Origin of the sequence: Kitasatospora aureofaciens, from assembly GCF_001188955.3 — a bacterium.
GTDB lineage: Bacteria > Actinomycetota > Actinomycetes > Streptomycetales > Streptomycetaceae > Kitasatospora > Kitasatospora aureofaciens.
In genome coordinates this window covers 1-24,965 of the sequence record NZ_JPRF03000038.1, presented here as the reverse complement: position 1 = coordinate 24,965, position 24,965 = coordinate 1, and the positions used below count along the sequence as shown (strand labels likewise).

Below are 24,965 nucleotides of genomic sequence, written 5' to 3'. Positions count from 1 at the left end.
CGATTCACGCGGCGGGGGTGACCGGGGGCCGTCCGTGTTCCGCCGGTCCGGGGTCGGCGGATCGGTCAGCAGAACTCCGCGGCACCGGGCGGGAGGGTTTGACCGACGCACTCTCCCTGGAACTCCTCGACGGCGGCCTTGCCCGCGGCGGCCATCTCGGCGAGCTGCTCCTCCTCGGCGCTCAGGGTCTCCTGCACGGAGGCGATCGTGGCCGGGTCGGCGTGCGGCTCGGCCTTCAGGGCGGCCAGCTGCCTCGCGGTCCTGGTGGCGGTCGCGCTGAGGTTCTTGAAGTCCGCCACCTGGCTCTCGATGAGGCTCCGCTGCCCGGCGCGGTTGTCGTTGGTGGTCATCACGGGGCTCCCGCCGTGCGAAGGCCTTCGGTCCGGTGACCGAAGCGTCCAACGCCACTGTGCGTCGGGTCCGTCGTCGTGGCCCACGGGCCGGGGCCGTTCGGCCGGTCCCGGCGGCGCCGGGTGCGGAGCGGGGACTGTAGGGGGCCTCGGGTGCGCAGGGGGCGGGGTGCGCAGGAGCCGGAATGCTCAGGAGCCGGGATGCGCGGAGGGCCGGGGTGTTCAGGAGTCGGGGCGGAGCATGGGCGGGTTGAGGACGGTCGCGCCACCGGCGGTGAAGAGCTGGGCCGGGCGTCCGCCCTGACGGGTGGTCGTGCCGCCGGAAGGGAGGAGGAACCCGGGGGTGCCGGTGACCTTGCGGTGGAAGTTGCGCGGGTCGAGGGCGACGCCCCAGACGGCCTCGTAGACGCGACGCAGCTCGCCCACCGTGAACTCGGGCGGGCAGAAGGCCGTCGCCAGGGAGGAGTACTCGATCTTGGAGCGGGCGCGCTCCACGCCGTCGGCGAGGATCAGCCCGTGGTCGAAGGCGAGCGGGACTCCGTCGGCCGGGCTCTCGCCGAGGAGTTCGCTGACCGGGGCCCAGCGGGCGCTGCTGGCGTCGCCGCCGGCCCTGGGGGTCGGGAGGTCGGGGGCGAGCACCAGGTAGGCGACGCTGACCACGCGCATCCGGGGGTCGCGCTGCGGGTGGCCGTAGGTGGCGAGCTGCTCCAGATGGGCGCCGGCCGCGCCGGGGCCTACCGCCTCGTGGCCAGGGGCGGAGTGGGCGCGCAGGCCGGTCTCCTCGGCCAGCTCACGGGAGGCCGCCTCGGCCAGGCCCTCGTCCGGGCGCACGAAGCCGCCAGGCAGCGCCCAGTACCCCTGGTAGGGCGGCTCGCCCCGTCTGACCAGCAGGGCGCAGAGCGAGTGGTCGCGCACCGTCAGAACCACCAGGTCAACCGTGACAGCGAACGGGGGGAAGGCCGACGGATCGTAGCGCGACATGGCGACGATCATAGTCGTCTCTCTGACGATAAGCACAGGCCCGTGCGCGGAGCGCGCAGTGCCGGTGACCGTGGCGGCCCGGCACGGTTCGCGCACGGGCGGCCGCGGACCGCGCGGCGCGCACCATGGGCGCCTTCAGCCGGCCCGGGGCGTGTCCGACGGTTCACGCCGGGCGCGCGGCACCGGGGCGCGCCCTGGTGTCAGCGGGCGACCAGCTGCAGTTCGGCGGACGCCTCCTCCACCATCGCGACCCCGATCCGGCTCACCCGGACCGAGAAGGGCTCGCCCGCCACCCGCAGGCCGGTCAGCTCGAGTTCGCCGAGCGGGGCGGTGCTGGCCGGGCGGACCAGCACACGGCCGCCCGGGACGTCGGGCCGGACGCCGGCGAGCGCGAACACCGCGTGAACGGCTCCGGCCGCGGAGACAGCTGCCGGGCGGCAGGCGGCCGGGTGCGGCACCGGTGGGCAGCCGGGGGCGCGCTGCTCCCCCGCGTACATCTCCGGCAGCCGTCCCTCGAAGTGGGCGGAGGCGGCGAGCAGGCCCTCCAGCAGGGCGCCAGCCTCGTTCTCGTGACCGGCCTCGGCGAGTCCGGCGATCGCCAGCGCCGTCTCGTGGATCCGCACCGCGCCACCGCGGTGGCCCAGCGGGTTGAAGCGGGGGGACTTCGCGGTGAGCGTGCGCAGGCCCCAGCCGCTGTCCAGTTCGGGCGCGACCAGGCGCTGGGCGAACAGCCGGGTCTGTTCGCGGTCCAGCAGGCTCTCGTGCCGGTCGCCGTCGACGGCGAGCCCGGTGTCGAGCAGGTGCACCAGGGAGCCGGCGAGGGCCGGCAACGGGTGGCCGCCCGGGGCCAGTCCGGCGGCGGGGCGGCCGCCGGAGAGGTCGTCGATCCAGAACCGCTCGCGGAAGCGCCCGCGCAGCCCGGCGGCCCAGCTCCGCCACTCCTCGGCTCCCGGCCTGCCGAAGGCCTCCAGGAGTTCGGCGCCGTGCAGCGCGGCGCGATGGGCCTGCGCCTGGACCTCGGCGCGGGCGGCCACCGGGTGGGCGGCCCGCTCCTGCGCCGGACGGCTCAGGTCGGTGACGAAGCCGTCGACCAGGCCCTCGCGCAGCGCGGCCAGCACCCGCTCGGCGGCCGGGAGCAGTTCGGCGACCTCCATCCGGGGCATCCCCCAACGCCAGGCCTCGGCCAGCACGGTGACGAACAGCAGGGTGGCCTCGGTGGCCGTGCAGGTGGGCGGCAGTTCGGGGCCGCCGTGCCGCAGGGCGCCGGGCAGCAGACCCTCGGTGCGGCCCGGGGCGGGGGTGAGCTGCTGGCGGCGGGCCAGCGCGCGCAGGGTGCCGGCCGCGAGCCGGGTGCCGAGCGGAAGGGTCAGCCGGGCGGCCCAGAGCGCGTCGGCCGGAGCGAGGCCGAAGCGCCAGGGCGCGCCGGCCGCCGGATAGAGGTCGGTCAGGCGGTCCGGGTCGGCGAACAGCAGTCCACTGAGGGCGTCCAGGGAACGGTCGACCAGCAGGGCAGCACGCGGATCGTCGCTGCGCACCTCCGGTTCGGCCCAGGGCAGCGGGACGCCGGTGCCGCGCCCGGCGGGCGGCCGCGGGCCGCCGGGGGCACTCTCGAGCTCGGCGCGCAGCTCGACCGACCAGCGGGCGCCGGGCTGGACCTCCAGGTCCCAGCGGAGCACCCCGGCCCCGGCCAGGACGGCGTGCGGGGAGGGCTTGGCGCTGACCACGGCACTGTGCACCGGGCCGGACCAGCGCAGCCCGGCGGACTGCACCTGCCCGGGCAGGTCGGGCGGCCGGTGTCCGGCGGCGATCTCGCCGACCGGGCCGAGGTCGGTGCCGAGGGCGATCTCCAGCGGCAGCCGGGCGGGCCGGGCACCGGTGTTGCGCACGGTCACGGTCTCCACGCCGTCCGCGTGGCGCAGCCGCTCGACGGTGAGCGCCGGATCCGGGTCGAGGTCGCCGGGGACGCGGACGGCGCCGAGGAAGCGGGCCTGGGCGGCGCTGGTCAGGGTGCCCTGGAGCGGCAGCGGTTCCATGCCGCCCAGCCGCAGTTCCATCCGGGCCAGCACCCGGACGCCGTTGCGGTAGAAGCCGTGCAGGCCGTGGCCGCGCAGCTGGCCGTCCGGGCCGGAGGCGGCCATCGCGGGGGCGTTGACGCAGAGCAGCGCGTGGTGGACGGCCGGGGGCTGGGGGCGCGGCGGGGCCATGGGCCGTCCGGGGCCGACGGCTGCGCCTGCGGGCCCGGCCGCCGGTCCCTGGTCGGGACGGCCGGCCGGTCTGGGCGCGCCGACCACGCTCTCGGTCGGCATGGCCTGCAGTGGCCTCATGGCGGTCACCGGACTCTCCTCCCCTCGGCGGTCCGGTGGCTGGTCAGGCCGGTGGGCCGCGAGCATGCTCGGTCGCGTGCTGACATTGCCCGGCCGACGGGGCTCGCCCCGTCGGCGGGTGTGCCGTGTCTGGCCGTACCCGGCGGTGGGCCGTGCCATGCGGTGTGCGGTACCGGTCCGGTACCGCGCGCCGCGCCTTCGCGTCGGGCACGTCGTCGCGCCCGGTGCCCCGTCAGGTCCGACGCCGCAGCCCGCCGGTGACGCCCTGTACGTGGCGACCTGCCCGTGGCGACCTGCGCTCGCGGCCCGCGCCCGCCGCGGGTCCGCACCGCCGGGCGGCCACTCCGACCCGGGCTGTGGTCGGACACCGTCCGGGCGTAGGGTCCCCCGGGTGAACGCCGCGCACCGCCGCCAGGTCACGCCCGGCACGGCCACCGCTGGTCGTGCCCGCCCCACCGGGAGGTCGTGCCACCTCCGTCGGACCGTCGCGGAAGGGTCCCGTCACCACCGGCCGGCCGGTTCGGCGGACGAGGACGGTCGAACCGGTGCTCGACCGCGCCAGGATACGGTGCGGGGGTCGCGGCGCCCCTACCCGGTGATCCCGTGGACCGCGACGCAACCGCTGTGACCAGCAGAGACCGAGGAGTTGCATGTCCACCGTCAGCCGACTGCCCGGGATTGTCACGACCGACCACGTCTTCCAGGTCCCGCTCGACCACGCCTCCCCCGAGGGGGAGCAGATCGAGGTGTACGCCCGCGAGGTGGTGGCCTCCGGCCGCGAGCGGGACGACCTGCCCTGGCTGCTCTTCCTCCAGGGCGGCCCCGGCGGCAAGGCCGCCCGCCCGCTCGGCCGGGACACCTGGCTGGATCGCGCCCTGGACGACTACCGGGTCCTGCTGCTCGACCAGCGCGGCACCGGGCGGTCCACGCCGGCGACCCGGCAGACCCTCGCCCGTCGCGGCGGCCCGCAGGAACAGGCGGACTACCTGGCCCACTTCCGCGCGGACTCGATCGTCCGGGACGCCGAGCTGATCCGCCACCGGCTGCTCGGCGCCGGGAAGCGCTGGAGCGTGCTCGGCCAGAGCTTCGGCGGCTTCTGCACCCTCACCTACCTCTCGTTCGCCCCCGAGGGCCTGACCGAGGCCTTCATCACCGGCGGCCTGGCCGGCCTCCGCAGCTCGGCCGACGACGTCTACCGCGCCGCCTACCCGCGCGTTGTCCGCAAGAACGAGGAGCACTACCGCCGCTTCCCGCAGGACGTCGAGGCCGTGCGGCGGATCGTCGCCCACCTCGCCGACTCCCCCGCCACCCTGCCGGACGGCGGGCTGCTCACCGTCGAGGCCTTCCAGGTGCTCGGAATGATGTTCGTCGGCGGCAGTGGCTCCGGCGCCCTGCACTACCTGTTGGAGGAGGCCTGGGTGGAGGGCCCGGCCGGGCCCGAACTCTCCGACACCTTCCTGGCCGGTGTCCAGGCCCGGCTCTCCTTCGCCGAGGGACCGCTGTACGCCGTGCTGCACGAGTCGATCTACGGCCAGCGCTCGGTGGACCCGGGCAGCACGGCCTGGTCGGCCGAGCGGGTCCGCAAGGAGTTCCCGGAGTTCGACGCCCGCACGGCGCTGGAGACCGGCGCTCCGGTGCTGTTCACCGGGGAGATGATCTACCCCTGGATGTTCGACGCCGACCCGGCGCTGCGCCCGCTGAAGGAGACCGCGGAGCTGCTCGCCGCCCGCACCGACTGGCCCGACCTCTACGACCCGGCGCGCCTGGCCGCCAACACCGTGCCCGTCGTGGCGACGGTGTACCACGACGACATGTGCGTGGACACCGCCGACTCGCTGGAGACCGCCCGCGCGGTGCGCGGCCTGCGGACCTGGATCACCAACGAATGGGAGCACGACGGCCTGCGGGTGAGCGGCGGCAAGGTGCTGGACCGGCTGATCAAGATGGCGCACGGCGAGGCCTAGCGGCCTTCCGACCGGTGGGGCGGCGAGCGGTTCACCGGGCACGGTGGGCTCCTCTTGCCGCCTGCCGTCCGGTCCGGCATCGGTGGAGCCCGGTGCCGGACCGGAGGGCGGCCACGGCACAGGCCCCCGCCCGGCCCAGCCGCACGCCCCGGGCCGGCCGCGCCCCGGTCACCGGACCGCACCCGGGGGCCGGGAGCAGGGCGACCGGCCCGGAACCGCTCCCCTCCGGCCGTGACTCGCCGGAGCCGGAGGGAGCGCCGGGGCTGCCGGAGCTCCGTTCGGCCGGGCCCACGGCCGTGGGCCCGGCCTTCCGCCGACCGCCCCGCCGCCGTCGGCGACCGCCGCCCGGGGGATGGCCGGGCCCCTGCGGCCCCGGCCCGCGGCCCGTGGCAGGCCCGGGATCCGGTTCCGGCCCGGACTGCGCCGTGGCCGCGCGCTCCTCGCGCCGTCGCCGCTGGGCCTCGACGGCGGCCAGCAGCGCCCCGGGCGTCATGCCGTCGTTCATCGACTCGTAGAGCAGCTCGGCCAGCAGGTAGTCCGGGGCGAGCCGCAGGACGTGGGCGAGCACCACCCGGGCGGTGGCCGTGTCCCCGGCGACCCAGGACGCCCAGGCCAGCAGGGTGAGCGGGGCCACCGCACAGCCCTCGTACGGCGGCACGGCGCGCCGGGCGAGGAAGCGCCAGAGGCGCTCGGCGGGGGCGAGCTCGACGGGCCGGACGTACTCGACGCCGCGGTCCCGGATGAGGCGGTCCCGCAGGGCGAACAGCAGCCGGGCCGTCCGCTGCTCGTCGAGTTCCCTGGCCCCGGCCGCGAACTCCGCGAAGGCCTGCTCCAGCAGTTCGAGGCCCCGCTCCCGGGAGACACCCGCCGCCAGGGACTCGGCCCGCACGAGCGCCTCGCGCTGCGGGGCGTCCTCCGGCGGGCCGAGCGGGGCCAGCGCGCCGACGATCGCTTTCCGGCTGCCGCGCGGCACCAGTCCGGCCACCGTCGCGGCAGCGGCCGCCGGGCCCGGATCGGGCCCGCGCCGCACCGGATAGCCCGCCGGATCGCAGCACCCCTCGCGGCGGCAGAGGAAGGACCACCAGCGATCGTCCGAGACGCACAGCGACTCCTTGACCGCCACTCCCCTGCGCCCGAAGGCCCCGCGCAGGTCGTCGGCCAACGGCCGCAGGCGCTCCACCGGCGGCGGTGCGTGCGCCGTGACCGGATCCTGGCAGAGGTAGAGGAGCACCTGGAGCGGCCGGCCGCCGTGCCGCTCGGAGAGTGCGACCAGCAGAGCGGCCGTCTCCTCCGCCGCGGCGGGCCACTCCGCGGGCGAGACCGGGAGGTCCGCCCGGATGACCCCGCCCTGGTGCAGGTCGGGGCCCTGGAGGCCGACCGCGACGATGCTGTCGTCGGGGTAGAACCCCAGGAAGTAGGGCAACAGTTCGGCCATGTCGGCCGGACCGCGCATGACGACCGGCCGCTGCCCGGAAGCGGGGCCGAGGGACAGGATGACGTGTTCGTTGTTCATCGCGTTCATGGCCGCAAGAGTGCGCGCCATCCGACGACGACCCCGGAATTTTCTCCTTTCCTGTGGATAACTCGGCCCCTGAATTTTCCTTCGCCCATTCGGAGCACACGACACTCGCCCCGAAGAGTGGATTTTGGCAGCCGTTCAGCTGATCTCCGGATGAAATGCACTCCGTCTTCCCCCGCAGCGTCCCGCCCGCATTCGCTCCTTGTCGGCGGCATGGGGTTACATCGACGCCATGAAGCAGCCCGACACCCACACCACCGCCACCGCCGACCGCGCCGAGGTCCGGGCGCGGGCCGAGGCCGTCCTGCGCGAGCTGGCCGGCCCCGCCGCCGGCCTGCGCGAGGACCAGTGGACGGCCATCGAGGCCCTCGTGGTCGACCACCGCCGCGCCCTGGTCGTCCAGCGCACCGGCTGGGGGAAGTCCGCGGTCTACTTCATCGCCACGGCCCTGCTCCGCGCCCGCGGCGCCGGGCCGACGGTGATCGTCTCCCCGCTGCTCGCCCTGATGCGCAACCAGGTCGAGTCGGCGGCCCGGGCCGGCATCCACGCCCGCACCATCAACTCGGCCAACACCGAGGAGTGGGAGGAGATCCAGTCCGAGGTCGCCGCCGGCAAGGTCGACATCCTGCTGGTCAGCCCAGAGCGGCTGAACAACCCGGACTTCCGCGACCAGGTGCTGCCGAAGCTCGCCGCCTCCACCGGCCTGCTGGTGGTCGACGAGGCCCACTGCATCTCCGACTGGGGCCACGACTTCCGCCCCGACTACCGCCGGCTGCGCACCATGCTCGCCGACCTGCCGCCCGGTGTCCCGGTGCTCGCCACCACCGCCACCGCCAACGCCCGGGTCACCGCGGACGTCGCCGAGCAGCTCGGCACCGGCACCACCGACGAGCACGCTCTGGTGCTGCGCGGTCCGCTCGACCGGGAGAGCCTCACCCTGGGTGTGTTCGCCCTGCCCGACCCGGCGCACCGGCTCGCCTGGCTGGCCGACCACCTCGACCGGCTCCCCGGCTCGGGCATCGTCTACACCCTGACGGTGGCCGCCGCCGAGGAGGTGACGGCATTCCTGCGCGAGCGCGGCTTCCCGGTGGCCTCCTACTCCGGCCGCACCGAGGACGCCGAGCGCCGCACCGCCGAGGCCGACCTGCTGGCCAACCGGGTCAAGGCGCTGGTCGCCACCTCCGCGCTCGGCATGGGCTTCGACAAGCCCGACCTCGGCTTCGTCGTCCACCTGGGCTCGCCCAGTTCGCCGATCGCCTACTACCAGCAGGTCGGCCGGGCCGGGCGCGGTGTGGACCGGGCCGAGGTGCTGCTGCTGCCCGGGCGCGAGGACGAGGCGATCTGGCGCTACTTCGCCTCGCTCGCCTTCCCGCCGGAGGAACAGGTGCGCCGCACCATCGACGCGCTCGCCGAGGCGGGCCGCCCGCTCTCCACCGCCGCCCTGGAGCCCAGGGTGGACCTGCGCCGCGCCCGGCTGGAGACCATGCTCAAGGTGCTGGACGTGGACGGCGCCGTCCGCCGGGTCAAGGGCGGTTGGACGGCCACCGGGCAGAGCTGGGAGTACGACACCGCCCGCTACGCCAAGGTCGCCGCCTCCCGGGAGGCGGAGCAGCGGGCGATGCGCGACTACGCCGCGACCACCGGCTGCCGGATGGAGTTCCTGCGCCGCCAGCTGGACGACGAACAGGCCGCGCCGTGCGGGCGGTGCGACAACTGCGCGGGGCCGCTGCACACCCCGGAGGTGTCCGACGGAACGCTGGCCGCGGCCCGGGCCGCGCTCGGCCGCCCGGGCGTGAGCTTCGAGCCGCGCCGCCTCTGGCCCACCGGGATGGACGCGCTCGGGGTGCCGCTGAAGGGCCGGATCCCGGCGGCCGAGCAGGCGGAGACCGGCCGGGCGCTCGGCCGGCTGTCCGACATCGGCTGGGGCAACCGGCTGCGCACCCTGCTCGCCGAGCAGGCGCCGGACGCGCCGGTGCCCGGTGAGGCGGTGGACGCGCTGGTGGCGGTGCTCGCCGACTGGGCGCGCGGCCCGGGAGGCTGGGCAGGGCCCGCGACGGCGGAGGGCACCCGGCTGGACCGGCCGGTCGGCGTGGTGACCATGGCCTCCTCGACCCGCCCCCAGCTTGTCGGCAGCCTCGGCGCGCGGATCGCCGAGATCGGGCGGCTGCCGCTGCTCGGCCGGATCGAGTACGCCGGCGGGCGGCCCCCGCAGGGGGCCCGCAGCAACAGCGCCCAGCGGCTCCACTCGCTGGCCGGGGCGCTGGTCCTGCCGCCGGAGCTGGAGCAGGCGGTGGCGGCCGCCGCCGGGCCGGTGCTGCTGGTCGACGACCTCGTGGACTCGGGGTGGACGGTCACCGTGGCCGCCCGGCTGCTGCGCCGGGCGGGGGCCGGAGCGGTGCTGCCGCTGGTCCTGGCCGTACAGGGGTGATGACGGGGCGGCGGCCCGGCCGTCGCCGCAGGACCGCCGCCCACACTCGAATGGCCTAACGGAAAGGAGCCGGCAGGGCGATTTCGATCACATCGGAGACCCGGCCCGAGAAAGGAGTGCCCACCATGCCGACGGCGGTTCGCCATGCCCTTCACGCAGTGTGGATCAAGGCTGGTCGGCACCTGAAGCGCGCTCGGGTCGCCGCGGAACATATCCGGCAGAACATGGGCTATCGGATGGCGTTCGTCATTTCATCATTGCCGCCCCGGCCCCGTTACCCCGAGAATTGGGAGGTACCCGAAACCCGGCCCCCTGGACCCGCCGTTCGGCGTACCCAGGCGCCCGCCTGCCCACGGGCCAGGAAGGAGGATCGTGATCAACGGTATCGGCCGAGGTCAGCATCCCCTCTCCGGGAGTTCCGCGCCCAGACGGCTGCTGGACCTGGAGACCTGGACCGCCTCGGGGATACCGTTGCTGCGCGATCCGCGCGAGTTCGTCCTGGAACTGCACCAGCGTCACCTGCCCCAGCCGGGCACGGTCGTGGTCGCCGTTCTGGACGCGCTCCACCACCTCGCCGCCTCGGCCTCGTTCACGCCCTGGCCACACGACACCGACGGCTGGCAGCACCGGAACGCCCTGCTGACGCACCTGCGCCGGGTCACCCCGCACGACCTGCGACTGCCCTCGCCGACCCGGACGGCCGTGCTGCTGCGCTGCCGCGACGGCGCGCCCGGCTGGACGGAGCAGGACGGCGCCTGGATGTGGGCGCTCCGGGACGCGGCCGGGCTGCACGGGCTGCGCTGCGGCTCCTACATCGGGCTCACACCGGCGGGCTGGCAGATTCTCGGCGACGGACGGAGCGGGCGCAATCCGCATGCGGGTTCGTGGGCGGACGGTCCGGTGCATACCGTGACGGAACTGCCACCACGGTCGGCGCTCGACGACGCCGCGCGCAGCCAGCGCGCCCGGCAGCAGGCGGCCGAACAGACCAAGCGGGTCGACGCGACTTCGCGTTCCCAGCAGTCCGAGCCCCCGTGGATCCCCGCGCGGGTCACCGCCGTGGAACCGGAACGCCGTACCGGCACGCGCTGAGCGGGCCGCGATCAGCGGAACGGAACGCGCCCCCCGGAGGAGCGGTACGGTCACCGGACGCCCGACGCCGGCCGCGGATTCCGGAACGGGCACCGTGCCACTGCCACTGCGGCACTGCGGACGGACTCCGGGCCCGGCACCGTACGGCGCCGGGCCCGGAGCGAGGACGACTGCCGAACGGCGTCCGGTCAGGCCTTGACCGGACGCCCCGGTGCGGCACCGGCCGCCGCCGCGACAGCCGGACCGGCCTCGCCGCAGACCACCAGCAGCGCGGTCGCCCGGCCGAGCGCCGCGCCGTACGCCTCGGCGGCCCGGGCGGCCGAACCGCCGTTGACCACCAGGACGACCACCTCGCGGCGGACCGGCCGGGTCAGCGCGGCGTCGGCGTAGAACACATCGCCGCCCTCGGTGAGCTGCGCCCAGTAGCGCTCCTCACCGAAGGAGAGCTCGTGCTGCTGCCAGGGGTGCGCCTCACCGACGGTCAGCACCAGGACGTCGCCCGGGTTGCGGCCCGAGTCCAGCAGGCGGTCGACCGCGTCATCGGCGCGCTCCAACGCCTGGGCCGGGGTGGCGGCGATGCGCTGGACCTCGACCTGCGGTGTGGCGGGGGCCGGGCGGCGCGGTGCCGGACCGGGCTTGGGGATCAGGCGCGGCGGGCCCTGGCGGTCGGCACGCGGCGGTGCAGCACGCGGGGGCGCCGGACGCGGGCCGGGCACCGGGAGCGGTGCGGCGGCGGTGGTGGATGCGGTGGCGGGTGCGCCGCCGGTGGCAGGCGCGTGGAGGGCTTGTGCGTCCGACTCGCGGGGGAAGGGAACGCCGGGGCCCGGGAGGCTCTCGTGAATCTCCGGCTCCTCGGGGAAGACAGGCATACCCGGATATCTATCAAATGCCGGTCGAACGCGCACGGGCGCCCCACCCATTGGGCACCGGGCATCCCGACCCCCGCCCGGGGCAATTCAGACGGACTGTCAGAAACCGAGCGTCAACTGTTCGTCGGCGGATCCCTCGGCGGCGCCCACGACGTCCCGACCGCGCTTCAGGTGGCGCCACTTCGGCAGTGCGTCCAAGTACGCCCAGGAGAGCCGGTGGTGGTCGGTGGGGCCGAACTCCTCCAGCGCGGCGCGGTGCACCGGGGAGGGATATCCGGCGTTGTCCGCGAAGCCGTACTCCGGGCAGGTCCCGCCCAGTTCGGCCATCAGCCCGTCGCGGTGGACCTTGGCGAGCACCGAGGCGGCGGAGACGCAGATGCAGGACTGGTCGCCCTTGATCACCGTGCGCACCCGCCAGGGGCCGCCGAGGTAGTCGTGCTTGCCGTCCAGGATGATCGCGTCGGGCTCGACCGGCAGCGCCTCCAGCGCGCGGACGGCGGCCAGCCGCAGGGCTGCCGTCATGCCGAGTTCGTCGCACTCCTGCGGCGAGGCGTGACCGAACGCGTACGCGGTGACCCAATCGGCGAGCACCGGCGCGAGGGCCCGGCGGCGCAACTCGGTGAGCAGCTTGGAGTCGGTGAGCCCCTCCGGTGCCCTGCGCAGGCCGGTGACGGCCGCGCCGACGGTGACCGGTCCGGCCCAGGCGCCGCGCCCGACTTCGTCGAGCCCGACCACGACCTTGGCACCCGCCCGGCGCAGCGAGCGTTCGACGGAGTGCGTCGGCGGGACGATGGGCATCACGGACTCCGTTCGGCAAAGCAGCCCCGTCGGGCAGGACAGCCCGGTTCGGGCGAGGCAGCCCGCTCCAGTGGGGCAGTCTCCAGCCTAAGCCCGCTCACGGACGCTCCCGACCGCTCGGGGGCCGGCGTCGGCTTCTGCTGCGGCTACGGCTACGGCTACGGCTACGGCTGCCGGACCATCGGAACCAGCACGTCGTCCACCAGCCGGACCGCGAAGTCGGGTGCCAGTCCCCCGTCGAAGAGCTTGACCTGGAACATCAGCATCGCCGGGACGACGTCGGCGACCAGCGGCGAGACCGCATCGGGCCGGACCTCTCCGCGAGCGACGCCGCGACGGAGGATGTCCAGGATGGTGTCCTTGGTCGGCCCGATCACCCGCCGCACGATGAAGTCCTTGAACACCTCGGCCTGTTGCTGGGAGAGCTCGGCCATCAGCGCATGCAGGGCGGCGCCCGAGCGGGAGCAGATCGCGTCCGTGAACAGCTCGATGAGCTGCAGCAACTCGGCACGGGCGGACCCGAGATCGGGGACTCCGTGTGGGCGTGGCAGAGTGGAGTCCAGGGCGTCGATGACGAGTTCGACCTTGGACGCCCAGCGCCGGTAGAGCGCGGCCTTCCCGGTCCGCGCCGCAGCGGCGACGCCTTCCATCGTCAGTCGCGCGTAACCGCCGGAGGTGAGCTGGTCGAGCGCGGCTTCGAAGATCGCGTTCTCCAGTTCCTTCCCCCGCCGCCGCACCGGCCGCGCCAACGCCTCCCGGGCGGCCCGCACCGAGCAGCGGGGTTCGACTTCCGGTGGCACGGCGGGGTCCGCGGGCGCCGCACGCACCACAGGCCCCCCGGGCACCCCGGGGGACACCCCCGGCACGTCGGACACCCCCGACTCCACAGGTTCCACCGGCGCCGGGAACGGCGGACACGCGTCCTCCGCAGGTCGGGCGGCCGCCCGACCGGACGCCCGGTCCGCCGACAGACGCCGTATCAACCGATCCATTGCCACCTCCGTAAGGAACGCTTGCGTTCACTATCGAGTCCAGGTTATCGTCAAGATTAGTGAACGGCACCGTTCCTTCCTAGGCTGCGCCATCGCGCAGCAGCACGTTCGGGCCAGCGGATCCGCGGCAGACCAACCACCTGAAGCATCCAGAGCACCTGAAGCGCCCAAAGCACCCGAGCGCCAAGCACCCAAGCACGTAGCCAGCAGCCAGCAGGGGGCACATTCGTGGCTATCTCCGACACGCTCAGCAAGAAGTCACCACCGAAGGCCGGCCAGAGCCGGGGGAAGGGCATCACCCTGGCCGTCATCGCGGCGACCCAGCTCATGGTGGTGCTCGACGCGACCATCGTGAACATCGCGCTGCCGCACATCAAGGACGCGCTGAACTTCTCCACCACCGACCTGTCGTGGGTCATCAACGCCTACACGCTGACCTTCGGCGGACTGCTGCTGCTCGGTGGTCGGGCGGGCGACATCCTCGGCCGCCGCCGGGTGTTCATCTTCGGCACCCTGCTGTTCGGCCTGGCCTCACTGCTGGGCGGCTTCGCGCAGGACAGCACGCTGCTGCTGGCCGCCCGCGCGCTCCAGGGCATCGGTGGCGCAATCTGTTCGCCGACCGCCTTCGCCCTGATCGCCACCAACTTCGAGGAGGGCCCGGAACGCAACAAGGCGTTCGGCGTCTTCTCGGCGGTGGCCGGTTCGGGAGCCGCGATCGGCCTGCTGGCCGGCGGACTGCTCACCGAGTACCTCGACTGGCGCTGGGTGTTCTTCGTCAACGTGCCGATCTCCGTGCTGATCGCGATCGCCGCGCCGCGCTACATCGCCGAGTCCGAGCGCCACCCGGGCCGCTTCGACCTCCCCGGCGCCTTCACCTCGACGCTCGGCCTGGTCGGCCTGGTCTACGGCTTCATCCGGGCCGCCAACCCGGACTACGGCTGGTCGGACGGCCTGACGATCGGCTCCTTCGTCGGCGGCGCGATCCTGCTGGCCGCATTCTTCGTGATCGAGCGGCGCACCGCCCAGCCGATCACCCCGCTGCACCTGTTCTCCAACCGCAACCGCACCGGCGGCCTGGTGATGATGCTCTGCCTGGCCGCGGCCATGTTCGGCATCTTCTTCTACGTCGTCCTGTTCGTGCAGGGACCACTCGGGTACAGCCCGCTCAAGGCGGGCGTCTCGTTCCTGCCGATCAGCGTGTCGATCATCATCGCCGCGCAGATCGCGTCGAGCCTGCAGGCCAAGTACGGCCCCAAGCCGTTCATGGCGGGCGGCGCGCTGCTGGTCACCATCGGCCTCACCTGGCTGACCCAGATCCACAAGGACAGCGGCTACCTGGACGGCGTGCTCGCCCCCACGGTGATCTTCGGCTTCGGCATGGGCCTGATCTTCGTCCCGGTGATGCTGCTCTCGGTCGCGGGCGTGCCGGGCGAGGAGACCGGCGCCGCCTCCGGCCTGCTCAACTCGATGCAGCAGATCGGGGGTTCGCTCGGCCTCTCGATCCTGACCACGGTCTTCGCGCACTACGCCGTGCCGGAGTTCAAGGCGCAGGCGCCCAAGTTCCTGCAGACGGCCCCGCCGGAGCAGCTGGCCTACTTCCAGCAGAGGGGCGACTTCCCGCCGGGTTCCGACGCCGCGAACTCGGTGCTCGCCCAGGGCATTTCGCACGGCTTCATCGTCGGCGCGGCGCTCGCCGGGATCGCACTGCTGGTCGCGGTGTTCGCCATCAAGGCGAAGCCCGGCGACCTGCCGAGCGGTGACAGCGCGGGCATCGCGATGCACTGATCCCCCCCGGACCGCCAGCGGCCGAACCGCAGGCAGCCGAACCGCAGGCAGCCGGACCACTACGGGCCGGCCGGGAGCAGCACCCTCCCGGCCGGCCTGCCTGTTTTCCCCCCGACCCCGAACCAGCGCTACCGCTACCGCTACCAGCGCCCCTCGGACAGCAACCCCGCCTGCTCGCAGGGGCCGCGCCCCCGCGCCGGCCCCTGCACCAGTGGCCGCTCGGCCAGGATCCCCCGGGCCCGAGGGGCGGACGCGCCGGCCGCGTACCAGGGCCGGACGTCCTGGTCCAGGTCGACCCGGATCAGTTGCAGCGCGCAGGTCCGCTGCGGTTCGGGCAGCCGGTCGAGGGCGGGCACCGCGTCCGCCGACAGTTCACGGACGTTGCGCAGGTCGATCTGCTGCGAGCGCTCGTACCGGGCAACGTTCTGCTCCGCGACGATCGCGTCCGGCCCCATCAGGCCGTAGACCGCGACGGTGAGCATGCCGCTGAGGACGACGGCGCGCGGGAGCCAGCCGGTGCCGCGGGTGAGCCCGGCGGTGATCAGCAGTAGGAAGACGACGCCCAGCCAGATCTCGACCACCAGCACCCACAGCCGCAGCCGGGTGAGCCCGGAGGCGTCCACGTAGAACCACATCCGGCCGAGCGCCGAGGCGACCACCACCAGTGCGAGCAGGCAGAGCAGTCCGAGCAGGATCCGCGCCAGCCGGCGGTCGCCGGGAGTGGTGCGCGGAGCCCAGCGCTTGGCGACGGCCACCACGACCAAGGTCAGCACGGTGATCACGCTCAGCTGCCAGAAGCCCTGCCGGGCGTACTCGGAGCGGCTCATGCCGGTGTTGCTCAGCAGGGCGTCGGCGCCGCCGAGCACCACCACGGCCTGGATCACCGCGAAGGCGCCGAACATCAGGTTGAGCGCGACGAGGGGCAGTGCCCACTCCAGCCGTCGGCGCTCCCGCCCCGGGCGGACCGCCAGCCGGTCCCAGCGGCGCGGGCCGGCCGCGATGTGCGCGAAGCCCAGGGCGGTGAGCGTCCCGAGGGCGAACAGCAACCCACGCAGGGGGAGTTGGTGGACGTCGATGCTGGGCCTCAGGCCGGCCAGCAGGTCCGCCATACCGGCGTCGGCACTCGCGAACAGCAGGCCGAAGACGGTCAGCAGGACGGCGGCGACCGCGAGCGCCTTGAGCACAGGGACGATCCGGCCGCGGCCGGGCAGCGGCCGGCCCTCCATGGCGTCCCAGATCCAGCCCACGCCCGGAACCAGCTGCCAGAGCAGGGCGGGCAGCGCGAGCAGCACACCCGACCAGCGGCGGCCGCCGTGGAGGGCGAGCGAGGCCAGGCCCAGCGCGCAGCCGGAGGCCAGCAGCGCGGGCCAGCCCGCGTCCCAGCAGGCGGGAACGGCGAGCAGGGCGAGGGCCAGCAGGCTCCAGACGACCGTCCAGGGCCGGATCCGACGGCCGGCCGCGCGGGCGACGACCCCGGCGACGGCGGCCGCGGCCGCGCCGCAGATCAACAGGTTGGCGCCCACCCCGTCGTACAGCAGCCAGGCCGTCAGCAGGCCGGTGAGCAGGGCGAACAGGAGGACCCGGGGTGTGGCCGCCGCCCGCCGCTCGGGGTCGGTGACGTGCAGCCGGTCCCCGAAGGTCGGCCCGGACGCTTCGGGCGAGCCGTACCGCCCCCGCGGCGCGTACGGCCCGCGCGCGGCGTAGGGCCCGTGCGGAGCGTCCGCCGAGTACGGCCCGTGGGAAGCAGCCGACGCGTAGGGCGCATAAGGGTCCCCGGACGCGTACGGCGCGTACGGGTCCCCCGACGCCTGCGAGTCGGACGTGGACCGCGGATCGGTCGGGGCAGGCGTGGACGGGCCTGTCATGAGTCCCCCTCGGTGGTCTACGGGCAGGCGGAAGCCGCCCTCCGGGCGGTCCGCGGGCCGGCGCGCCAACGCCCCGGCCGCTGCTGACTGTAGACCATTCTGAACAAGTTCAAAAGTTGCTTCTGAACATGTTCAGAACGACCTGACCGCGCACGCTCCCCCTCCACAGCCGTCCACGCGTCCACGCCGGCCCACGCCCGCCCGAGCCCCGCCCGCGCTACCCCTTCACCGATCCGGCCAGCAGCCCCCTGACGAAGTACCGCTGCAGGCTGAAGAAAACGATCAGGGGCACGATGATCGACAGGAACGCCCCGGCCGTGAGCAGTTCCCAGCGGCCGCCCAGCGAACCCGCCTGCTGCGCCAGCCGGACCGTCATCGGCGCCACCTCTGGCGTGCCGCCGGCGAAGGTGAGGGCGACCAGCAGGTCGTTCCATACCCACAGGAACTGGAAGATCGCGAAGGAGGCCAGGGCCGGCGCGCACAGCGGCAGCACGATCGAGCGGAAGATCTTGAAGTGCGAGGCGCCGTCCACCACCGCCGCCTCCATCAGGTCGCGCGGTAGCTGGGCGATGAAGTTGTGCAGCAGGAACACCGCCAGCGGCATCGCGAACATGGTGTGCGCCAGCCAGACCGGCGCGTAGCTCCCCTTCAGGTCCACCGCCGGGATCAGCGTCAGCGAGCCCAGGTGGGCGCCGCTGGAGAACAGCCGCAGCAGCGGGATCAGCGCCATCTGGAGCGGGACCACCTGGAGCGCGAACACCGTGAAGAACACCGCGTCGCTCCCCCGGAACCGCACCCAGGCCAGCGCGTACGCCGCCATCGCCGCGAGCACCAGCGGGAAGAGGGTGGCCGGGATGCTGATCGCCAGCGAGTTGACCAGGAAGGGCATCAGCCCGGTGGAGCCGCCGGAACCGCCCTCGAACAGCACCGCGTGGTAGTTGCCGAGGCCGAAGTCCGGGTGGATCAGGGCGTTCCACCAGCCGTCGGTGGTCACGTCCTGCTTGGGGCGTAGCGAGGTCACCAGCAGCCCGAGGGTCGGGGCCGTCCAGAGCACCGTCATCGCGATCACGAACGCCGAGGCCAGCGGGCTGCTGAAGGACTTCCGGACCGGATTCCGGTGACGACCGGTCATCGCGTCACTCACCGCGCTCCGACCACCCGCTTCTCCTCGATCACTCACCGCACCTCACGCTCCCTCCGCAGCTGGACGATGTTGTAGGCCACCAACGGCAGCACCGCGAGGAACAGCAGCACCGCGAGGGCGCCGCCCCGCCCGTCGTCGAACTGCACGAAGGACTGCGAGTACATCTCGTTGGCCAGCACCTGGGTGCCGAAGTTGCCGCCGGTCATGGTGCGGACGATGTCGAAGGCCTTCAGGGTGATGATCATGACGGTGGTCAGCACGACCATCACCGTGGTGCGGATCATCGGCACGGTGACGTGCCAGAACAGCCGCACCCCGGTCGCGCCGTCCAGCCGGGCGGCCTCCACCACCTCGTCCGGGATCGCCTTGATCGCCGCCGACAGCACCACCATCGCGAACCCGGTCTGCACCCAGACCATCACGGCCATCAGCAGGAAGGTGTTCAGCGGCTGGGTGAGCAGCCAGTTCGGCGGATCCGACCAGCCCACCGCATGGGCGAGTTGGCTGAGCAGGCCGATCTGCGGCTGGTCCTTCCCTCGCGCCTCGTAGACGAACTTGAAGATGATCGAGGCGCCGACCAGCGAGATCGCCATCGGCATGAAGATCAGCGACTTGTACACCGCCTGGCCGCGCATCCGGTCCACCAGCAGCGCCAGCACCAGCCCGAGGCCGGTCGCCGCCAGCGGTGCGACCACCAGCCACAACAGGGTGTTGATCAGCACCTTCTGCACCGAGTCGGTGGTGAAGGCCCAGCCGAAGTTCTCGCCGCCGACGAACTTGCTGCCGTCCGCGTTGTGCACGCTCAGGTAGACGGTGCGGATCAGCGGCGCCACCAGGCCGACCACCAGCAGCAGTACGGCCGGGCCGAGGAACACCAGCACGGCCAGGGGTCGGGCCAGTCGGCCCCGGGCCCGGCCGGCCACCAGGAACACCACCAGCAGGATGCCGAGGAAACCCGCCATCGCGCCGACACTGTTGCCGAACTTGATCAGCGCGTCACCCCAGGCGCCGGCGGCCAGCGGGCCGGCGGTCAGCGGGGATCCGGATACGGACATGGCTGTACGTCCCTTCGGGTCCGGTGGGAAGGGAATGGGGAGGGGGCGGGCGGTGCGGGTGGGTGGCCCCGCACCGCCCTCGACAGGTGGTCCCGAGTCGGGCACCCTGACCTCGCGGGCGCCCTGACCTCGACGACGGGCCCCGGGCGGGCCCGGTTACTTCGGCCAGGCGGCGTCGATGTCGCCCGCGACCTTCTGGACCGACTGCCCCTCCGCGAACCAGGCGGTGAGCGACTTCCACTCCTGCCCGGAGCCGATCGCCGCCGGCATCATGTCGGAGGCGTCGAAGCGGAAGGTCGCGCTCGGGTCGGTCAGCGCCTCCGCCGAGAGCTTGTCGATCGGGTCGGTGTACAGGCTCTTGTCCACGCCCTGGTTGGCCGAGACCCAGCCGCTCGCGGTCCTCACCCGGCTGCTCGCCCAGTCCGAGCTGGACAGGTAGTTCTGCACCGCCTGCACCTCGGGCCTGCCGGAGAACGCGGCCAGGAACTCGCCGCCGCCCTCGACCGGGTTGGCGATCGCCGGGTTGACCGCGGGCAGGTGGAAGGCGAAGACGTCGCCGTCCGGGGCGACCTTGGTGCCCTTGGGCCACTGCGCCTCGTAGAAGGAGGCCTGCTGGAGCATCGCGCACTTGCCGGTGAGGATCGGCGCGCCCGCGTCCTGGAAGGTGGTGGTGGCGATCGACTTGACGTCGCCGTAACCGCCGTTCACCCAGGCGGGGTTGAGCATCCAGTCGGCAACGGTCTGCATCGCCGTGGTGATCTTCTGGTCGGAGAACTTCACCTGGTGGCCGACCCACTGGTCGTAGACGTCGCCGCCGTACGTGCCCAGCACCACCTCCTCCAGCCAGTCGGTGGCCGGCCAGCCGGTGGCGGTGCCGGAGGCGATGCCGCCGCACCAGGGCTTGGGCCCGCCCGCCTTGGCGATCCGGTCGCTGAGCGCCATCAGGTCCGCCCAGGTCTTGGGCACCTCGTAGCCGGCCGCCGCGAAGGTCTTCGGCGAGTACCAGACCAGCGACTTCATGTTGGCGCTCATCGGGGCCGCGTAGAAGGTGCCGTCGACCGAGCCGTAGGTCTTCCAGACCGGGCTCCACTTGTCCTGGTTGGTGACGGTCTGGGCGGGCGGCTTGACCACCTTGCCGCTCTTGACCATCTGGGCCAGCAGGCCGGGCTGCGGGATGATCGCGAAGTCCGGGGCGTTGCCGCCGGCCACCCGGACCGGCAGCTGGGACTCGAAGTCGTTGGAGCCCTCGTAGCTGATCTTGATCCCGGTGCACTTGCTGAACTCGGCCCAGGACTTCTCCAGGTTGTCCGACTCCGGGCTCAGGATGGAGGCGAACATCGTCACCGTGGTGCCCGAATGGCCGGCGTACGGCTGGTACTTGGCGCAGTCACCGGTCAGTGTCTGGGCGGTTCCACCGCCGCCACCCGAACCGCCGGAGCTGTTCGAGCAGGCCGCGGTCAGGGCCAGCGCCGCCAGCAGGGCGGGTACGGCGACCGGTCGGCGGCGGGAACTCGGGGACGGCGCGGTCGGGTTGAGGGTCAATGCGGTCCTCCTCGCCAGGGCGTGCTGCCTGGGGTTGGCTGAACGACATTGCGCTGTACCGGAGATGGGCGGGCAGGGGTCGTCGGGAGATCGGTCGGCCGAACCGATTGGACGACGTTAACGCAGCTGTCGGCCGCCGCCAAGGTCCATGGTCGACCTTCTCCGCCCGGAATCCGACAACACCTCTTGACGCGACGTCACCAGAGCCGGACGGGCAGCTCCAGCAGGCTGTTCACCACCAGCGACGGGCTCGGCCGCAGCTCGCCGTCCGGCACTGCCAGCGACAGCCCCGGGAAGCGCTCGAACAGCGCCGGCAGCGCGACCCCCGCCTCCAGCCGGGCCAGCGGCGAACCCGGGCAGACGTGCGGACCGTGCCCGAAGGACAGGTGCCGGGTCGCCCGGGTGATGTCGAACAGCTCCGCCGTCACCCCGTGCTGCAGCGGGTCCCGGCCGATCGCGTTGTACGAGACCAGCACCGGCTCGCCCGCCGGGATGACCAGCTCGCCGACCTCGATGTCCTCGGCCGTGAAGCGGAACAGGAAGTTGCTGGTCGGCGGCGTCCAGCGGAGCGACTCCTCGACCACCGCGTCCCAGGACACCTGGCTCGAACGCACCAGCTCCAGCTGGTCCGGGTGCGCCAGCAGCGCCCGCACCGCGTTGCCGATCAGGTTCACCGTGGTCTCGTGGCCGGCCGCGATGATCACCCGCAGGGTTGCCGCCGCCTCCGCGTCGGTGAGCGCCCCGCCCTCGGTGTCCGCCGCCAGCAGCACGCTCGCCAGGTCCTCGCCCGGCTCCGAACGACGCTGCGCCACCAGCCCGTTGACGAAGGCGTTCAGGCCGGCGACGGTCGCCTGGATGCCCTCCGGGTCGGGCTTGATCCCGAAGAACCGCTCGTACAGGTCGCGCAGCAGGCCGTGATCCGACTCCGGGACGCCCAGCAGCGAGCAGATCACCGTCATCGGCAGCGGGAAGGCGAAGGCGGTCTTGAGGTCGACCACCGGCTCCCCGGCCGCCAGGGTGTCCAGCAGCGCGTGGGTGGTCTCCTCCACGCGTGGACGCATCAGCTCGACCCGGCGCGGGGTGAACGCCTGGGCGACCAGCGCCCGCAGCCGGCGGTGCTCGGCGCCGTCCGTGGTCACCATGCTCGGGCCGGGCACCGCCAGGCCGATCAGCGGCCAGGTCTTCGGCACCTCGCCGCGCTGGTAGGCCGCCCAGTGCCGGGCGTCCTTCACCAGCCGGGCGTCGGTGAGCAGGTCGCGTGCGGCCGTGTGCCGGGTCACCGCCCAGGCGGCGACCCCGCCGGGCAGCACCACCGGCACCGCCGGGCCGGCGGCCCGCAGCAGGGCGCCCTCGGCGGCGTTGTCGCGGGCCAGCGGGTCGAGGGCGATCGGGGCCGGGGCAGCGGTCATCGGCGGCAACTCTCCTTCGGTGACGGGAAACATGAGGTCGACTCGGGCTGTCGTGCGGGGGCGCCTGGCGTCAATGACCCGGGGTGAACGAGACCGGCAGCGCGACCAGCCCGCGCACCCAGGCCGAGGGCCGCCACACCAGGGCGTGCTCGGCCACCGCCAGCCGCAGGTCCGGCAGCCGGTCCAGCAGTACCTCGATCGCGGTGGTGGCGATCACCTCGGCCGCCTCCTGGGCCGGGAAGGGGCAGCCGTGCTCGCCGTACGAGTAGCTCATGTGCGCACGGTTCCCCTCGGCCGGGCGGCCGTCGGGCTGGCGCACCGACGGGTCCGCGTTGGCCCCGGCGAAGCCGAGCAGCAGCATGTCCCCCTCGCCGATCCGCTGACCGCCGAGCTGGGTGTCCCGCACCGCCCAGCGACCGGCGAAGATCTGGACCGGCGTGTCCTCCCAGAGCGCCTCGTTGAGCGCCTGGCTGATGCTGCGCCGCCCGCCCGCCAGCGACGCGGAGAACCGCTCGTCGGTGAGCATCAGCCGCAAGGCGTTGGAGATCCAGTACGAGCTCGGCTGGTGACCGGAGATCAACAACACCCTCAGGTCGCGCATGATCTCGTCGTGGTCCAGGCCCGCGGGGTGGGCCAGCATCCGCGAGGCCACGTCCCCGCCCGGGTGCTCGGCCTTCGCCCGGACCACTTCGAGCATCAGCTCCAGCAGCCGCTGGGCGGAGGCCGGCGCGCCCGGACCGCCGTCCAGCATGGTGAGCACCGCGTCGACCAGCTCCGGCGCCCGCTCCTCGTCCAGGCCGAACACCCGGCAGAGCACGAGCAACGGCATCAGGTGGGCGTACTCGGCGACCAGATCGGCCTCGCCGCGCCCGGCGAACCCGTCGATCAGCCGGTCGGCGATCTCCTCGGAGTGCTTGCGCAGTTCGTACGGGTCGATCCCGGCCAGCGCGTCGGTGACCGCGCGGGAGCGGCGGACGTGTTCCTCGCCTTCCGTGTACAGCATCGACGGCACCGGGGCCATCATCGGCTTCAGCGGCCAGTCGGCGGGCAGGGTGTCCCAGGCGTGCCAGCGGCTGGAGTCCCGGCCGAACAGCTGCGGCTGGCCGGTGACCTGCTGCAGTTCCCGGTAGCCGATGACCAGCCAGGCGGGCACGCCGCCGGCCAGCTCGACCGGGGCGACCGGGCCGTGGGCGGCCCGGAGCTCGCGATAGAGCTGGGCCGGGTCGGTCTGGAAGCGCGGCCCGTACAGCGGCGTGGCGCCGGCGTGCGCCGGGCAGCCCGGGGGCGGGGTGGCGGCGGGCTCGGTCACTGGGTGCTCTCCTCGTACGTCAGCGGGGCCCCGGCCAGGGCGGCCAGGTGGTGGACCAGTTCGATCAGCACCCGCTTGCCGGACTCGCGGTCGCGGGCGTCGCAGTCCACCAGCGGGACCTCGGGCGGCAGGTCCAGGGCCTCGCGGACCTGCTCCAGGGTGTGGCCGGGCTCGCCGAAGTTGTTGCGGGCGACGATGAACGGGGTGCCGTGGTGCTCCAGCCGGTCGATCGCGTACCAGGAGTCCTCCAGCCGCCGGGTGTCGACCAGGACGACCGCCCCCAGGGCGCCGCTGAACAGCCGGTCCCAGAGGAACCAGAAACGTTCCTGCCCGGGCGCGCCGAACAGGTACAGCACCTGCCGCTCCGACAGGGTGATCCGGCCGAAGTCGAAGGCGACCGTGGTGGAGCGCTTGCCCCAGCTGCCGGCCGGGTCGATGCCCTCCCCGGCCCGGGTCATCACCTCCTCGGTGTTCAGCGGACGGATCTCGCTGACCGAGCCGACCAGGGTGGTCTTGCCCACCCCGAAGCCGCCGACCACGACGATCTTCAGCGCGTTGTCGGCGGTCGCCCGCAGCGGGGTGCGCCCCGTCGGCGGGGCGTCAGAGCCGTTGGAGGCCATGCAGCACCTGCTTCAGCGTGTCGAGATCGGGCAGCCGGGCCTTGTTCGGCGCGAACCTGGGGTGGCGGGCGGTGACCGCCCCGGACTCCAGCAGGTCGCCGAGCAGGATCTTCGCCACCGAGACGGGCAGCGACAGCTCCGCCGCCACCTCCACCACGGCGGTCGGGGCCTCGCACATCCGCAGGATCCGGGCGTGCTCCGACTGCATCCCCGGCGTCGGCTGCCGCTCGGCGACGATCAGTGTGACCAGGTCGAAGGCGTTCTCCGGGGCGCGGCTGCGGCCCCCGGTGATGGTGTAGAGGCGGTCCGGGTCGTCGTCCCGTCCCGGCAGCGCCGGCCCGCCGGTCACATCCCGGCGCTCTCTTGCGCGGCGGCCTCGCCGGAATCCGAGCCCCGGGCCGGTGCGCTGAGGTGGATGCCGATCTGCTCGATCAGGCCGTGCATGTTGTGGCCGACCACGCCCACGTCCGCGTCGTCGTCCGTGACCACCGCGAGGTGGGCGCCCTCACCGGCCGCCACGATGCACAGGATGCCGCCGTGGAACTCGGTCATCGACTGCCGCACGCCGCCGCTGCCGTCGCCGAACTCGATCGAGGCGCCGTGCGCCAGGCTCTGCAGACCGGAGGCGATCGCGGACAGCTGGTCGGCCTGGTCAGCACTCAGCCCGGCGGTGTGGCAGAGCTTGAGGCCGTCGGCGGAGAGCACCAGGGCGTGCCGGGTGCCGGGGGTTGCCGCCAGCAGGTTTTCCAACAGCCAGTCGAGGTCGCGGTCGGGGGCGCTGCTCATCAGGTGTCCTTCTCGGTGACGGGGGAAGCGTCGGGCGTGGTGTCGGTGTCCGCGGTCGGTGCCGCCCCGGAGGCGGTCGGTGCCGCCCCGGAGGCGGTGGGCGCCGCCCCGGAGGCGGGCAGCGCCGGCTGGG

Annotated in this window: 20 protein-coding genes; 4 read left to right on the top strand and 16 right to left on the bottom strand. The window is 73.6% G+C overall.

What is annotated here, in order from left to right:
• Window positions 1–65: 65 nt before the first annotated feature.
• The 3 genes from HS99_RS24825 to HS99_RS24815 all read right to left on the bottom strand — a co-directional run bounded on the left by HS99_RS24825 (window position 66) and on the right by HS99_RS24815 (window position 3,655).
• Window positions 66–350: a hypothetical protein gene (locus HS99_RS24825; protein ID WP_030285391.1), complete on the bottom strand. Its 285-nt coding sequence runs from the start codon at window positions 348–350 to the stop codon at window positions 66–68.
• A 222-nt stretch (window positions 351–572) separates the two neighbouring features.
• Entirely contained in the window at window positions 573–1,331 is a 759-nt protein-coding gene (locus tag HS99_RS24820; RefSeq protein WP_030285389.1) for an NUDIX hydrolase, read from the bottom strand.
• A 200-nt stretch (window positions 1,332–1,531) separates the two neighbouring features.
• Complete coding sequence (locus tag HS99_RS24815; protein ID WP_232543231.1) at window positions 1,532–3,655, bottom strand: amylo-alpha-1,6-glucosidase; 2,124 nt, start codon at window positions 3,653–3,655, stop codon at window positions 1,532–1,534.
• A gap of 650 nt (window positions 3,656–4,305) precedes the next feature.
• Here HS99_RS24815 and HS99_RS24810 point away from each other — a divergent pair.
• Window positions 4,306–5,619 carry an alpha/beta fold hydrolase gene (locus tag HS99_RS24810; RefSeq protein WP_030285385.1) on the top strand — a complete coding sequence of 438 codons (1,314 nt, stop codon included), beginning with the start codon at window positions 4,306–4,308 and terminating at the stop codon, window positions 5,617–5,619.
• A 31-nt stretch (window positions 5,620–5,650) separates the two neighbouring features.
• Here HS99_RS24810 and HS99_RS24805 read toward each other — a convergent pair whose 3' ends face one another.
• Window positions 5,651–7,141 carry a DUF4192 domain-containing protein gene (locus HS99_RS24805; protein WP_052743485.1) on the bottom strand — a complete coding sequence of 497 codons (1,491 nt, stop codon included), beginning with the start codon at window positions 7,139–7,141 and terminating at the stop codon, window positions 5,651–5,653.
• A 229-nt stretch (window positions 7,142–7,370) separates the two neighbouring features.
• Here HS99_RS24805 and HS99_RS24800 point away from each other — a divergent pair, with 229 nt between their 5' ends.
• The gene (locus tag HS99_RS24800) at window positions 7,371–9,566 is read left to right on the top strand and encodes a RecQ family ATP-dependent DNA helicase (protein WP_030554031.1); all 2,196 of its coding nucleotides are present in this window, start codon (window positions 7,371–7,373) and stop codon (window positions 9,564–9,566) included.
• A gap of 372 nt (window positions 9,567–9,938) precedes the next feature.
• Window positions 9,939–10,658 carry a hypothetical protein gene (locus tag HS99_RS24795; RefSeq protein WP_232543225.1) on the top strand — a complete coding sequence of 240 codons (720 nt, stop codon included), beginning with the start codon at window positions 9,939–9,941 and terminating at the stop codon, window positions 10,656–10,658.
• A gap of 188 nt (window positions 10,659–10,846) precedes the next feature.
• Here the strand turns inward: HS99_RS24795 and HS99_RS24790 are convergent, their stop codons facing one another.
• From HS99_RS24790 to HS99_RS24780, 3 genes are all read right to left on the bottom strand, one after another.
• Entirely contained in the window at window positions 10,847–11,527 is a 681-nt protein-coding gene (locus tag HS99_RS24790; protein WP_030285377.1) for a hypothetical protein, read from the bottom strand.
• Window positions 11,528–11,626: 99 nt separating this feature from the next.
• A complete protein-coding gene (rnhB, locus tag HS99_RS24785) occupies window positions 11,627–12,325 on the bottom strand; it encodes a ribonuclease HII (RefSeq protein WP_030554028.1) in 699 nt (232 codons plus the stop codon).
• Between the two features lie 164 nt (window positions 12,326–12,489).
• On the bottom strand, window positions 12,490–13,125 hold the full coding sequence (locus HS99_RS24780) for a TetR-like C-terminal domain-containing protein (protein ID WP_158876529.1): 636 nt from the start codon (window positions 13,123–13,125) through the stop codon (window positions 12,490–12,492).
• Between the two features lie 420 nt (window positions 13,126–13,545).
• Between HS99_RS24780 and HS99_RS24775 the strand changes: the two genes are divergently transcribed.
• A complete protein-coding gene (locus HS99_RS24775) occupies window positions 13,546–15,102 on the top strand; it encodes an MFS transporter (RefSeq protein WP_223885962.1) in 1,557 nt (518 codons plus the stop codon).
• Window positions 15,103–15,242: 140 nt separating this feature from the next.
• Here HS99_RS24775 and HS99_RS24770 read toward each other — a convergent pair whose 3' ends face one another.
• The 9 genes from HS99_RS24770 to HS99_RS24730 form a co-directional block, all read right to left on the bottom strand.
• On the bottom strand, window positions 15,243–16,967 hold the full coding sequence (locus tag HS99_RS24770) for a DUF4153 domain-containing protein (protein WP_046386514.1): 1,725 nt from the start codon (window positions 16,965–16,967) through the stop codon (window positions 15,243–15,245).
• A 217-nt stretch (window positions 16,968–17,184) separates the two neighbouring features.
• Entirely contained in the window at window positions 17,185–18,099 is a 915-nt protein-coding gene (locus HS99_RS24765) for a carbohydrate ABC transporter permease (protein ID WP_030554021.1), read from the bottom strand.
• 44 nt (window positions 18,100–18,143) lie between these two features.
• A complete protein-coding gene (locus HS99_RS47885; protein ID WP_030554018.1) occupies window positions 18,144–19,166 on the bottom strand; it encodes a carbohydrate ABC transporter permease in 1,023 nt (340 codons plus the stop codon).
• A 156-nt stretch (window positions 19,167–19,322) separates the two neighbouring features.
• Entirely contained in the window at window positions 19,323–20,708 is a 1,386-nt protein-coding gene (locus tag HS99_RS24755) for an ABC transporter substrate-binding protein (RefSeq protein WP_030285361.1), read from the bottom strand.
• A 197-nt stretch (window positions 20,709–20,905) separates the two neighbouring features.
• On the bottom strand, window positions 20,906–22,117 hold the full coding sequence (locus HS99_RS24750; RefSeq protein ID WP_030554016.1) for a cytochrome P450 family protein: 1,212 nt from the start codon (window positions 22,115–22,117) through the stop codon (window positions 20,906–20,908).
• A 70-nt stretch (window positions 22,118–22,187) separates the two neighbouring features.
• Window positions 22,188–23,426 carry a cytochrome P450 gene (locus tag HS99_RS24745; protein WP_030285358.1) on the bottom strand — a complete coding sequence of 413 codons (1,239 nt, stop codon included), beginning with the start codon at window positions 23,424–23,426 and terminating at the stop codon, window positions 22,188–22,190.
• The gene (locus HS99_RS24740; protein ID WP_030285357.1) at window positions 23,423–24,046 is read right to left on the bottom strand and encodes a GTP-binding protein; all 624 of its coding nucleotides are present in this window, start codon (window positions 24,044–24,046) and stop codon (window positions 23,423–23,425) included. Before HS99_RS24740 ends, HS99_RS24745 begins: the two co-directional genes overlap by 4 nt.
• Window positions 24,027–24,395 (bottom strand): DUF742 domain-containing protein, encoded by a 369-nt coding sequence (locus tag HS99_RS24735; RefSeq protein ID WP_030285356.1) that lies wholly within the window; start codon window positions 24,393–24,395, stop codon window positions 24,027–24,029. The genes HS99_RS24740 and HS99_RS24735 overlap by 20 nt, the downstream gene beginning before the upstream one ends.
• Entirely contained in the window at window positions 24,392–24,832 is a 441-nt protein-coding gene (locus HS99_RS24730) for a roadblock/LC7 domain-containing protein (protein ID WP_030554010.1), read from the bottom strand. Before HS99_RS24730 ends, HS99_RS24735 begins: the two co-directional genes overlap by 4 nt.
• Window positions 24,833–24,965: the final 133 nt, after the last annotated feature.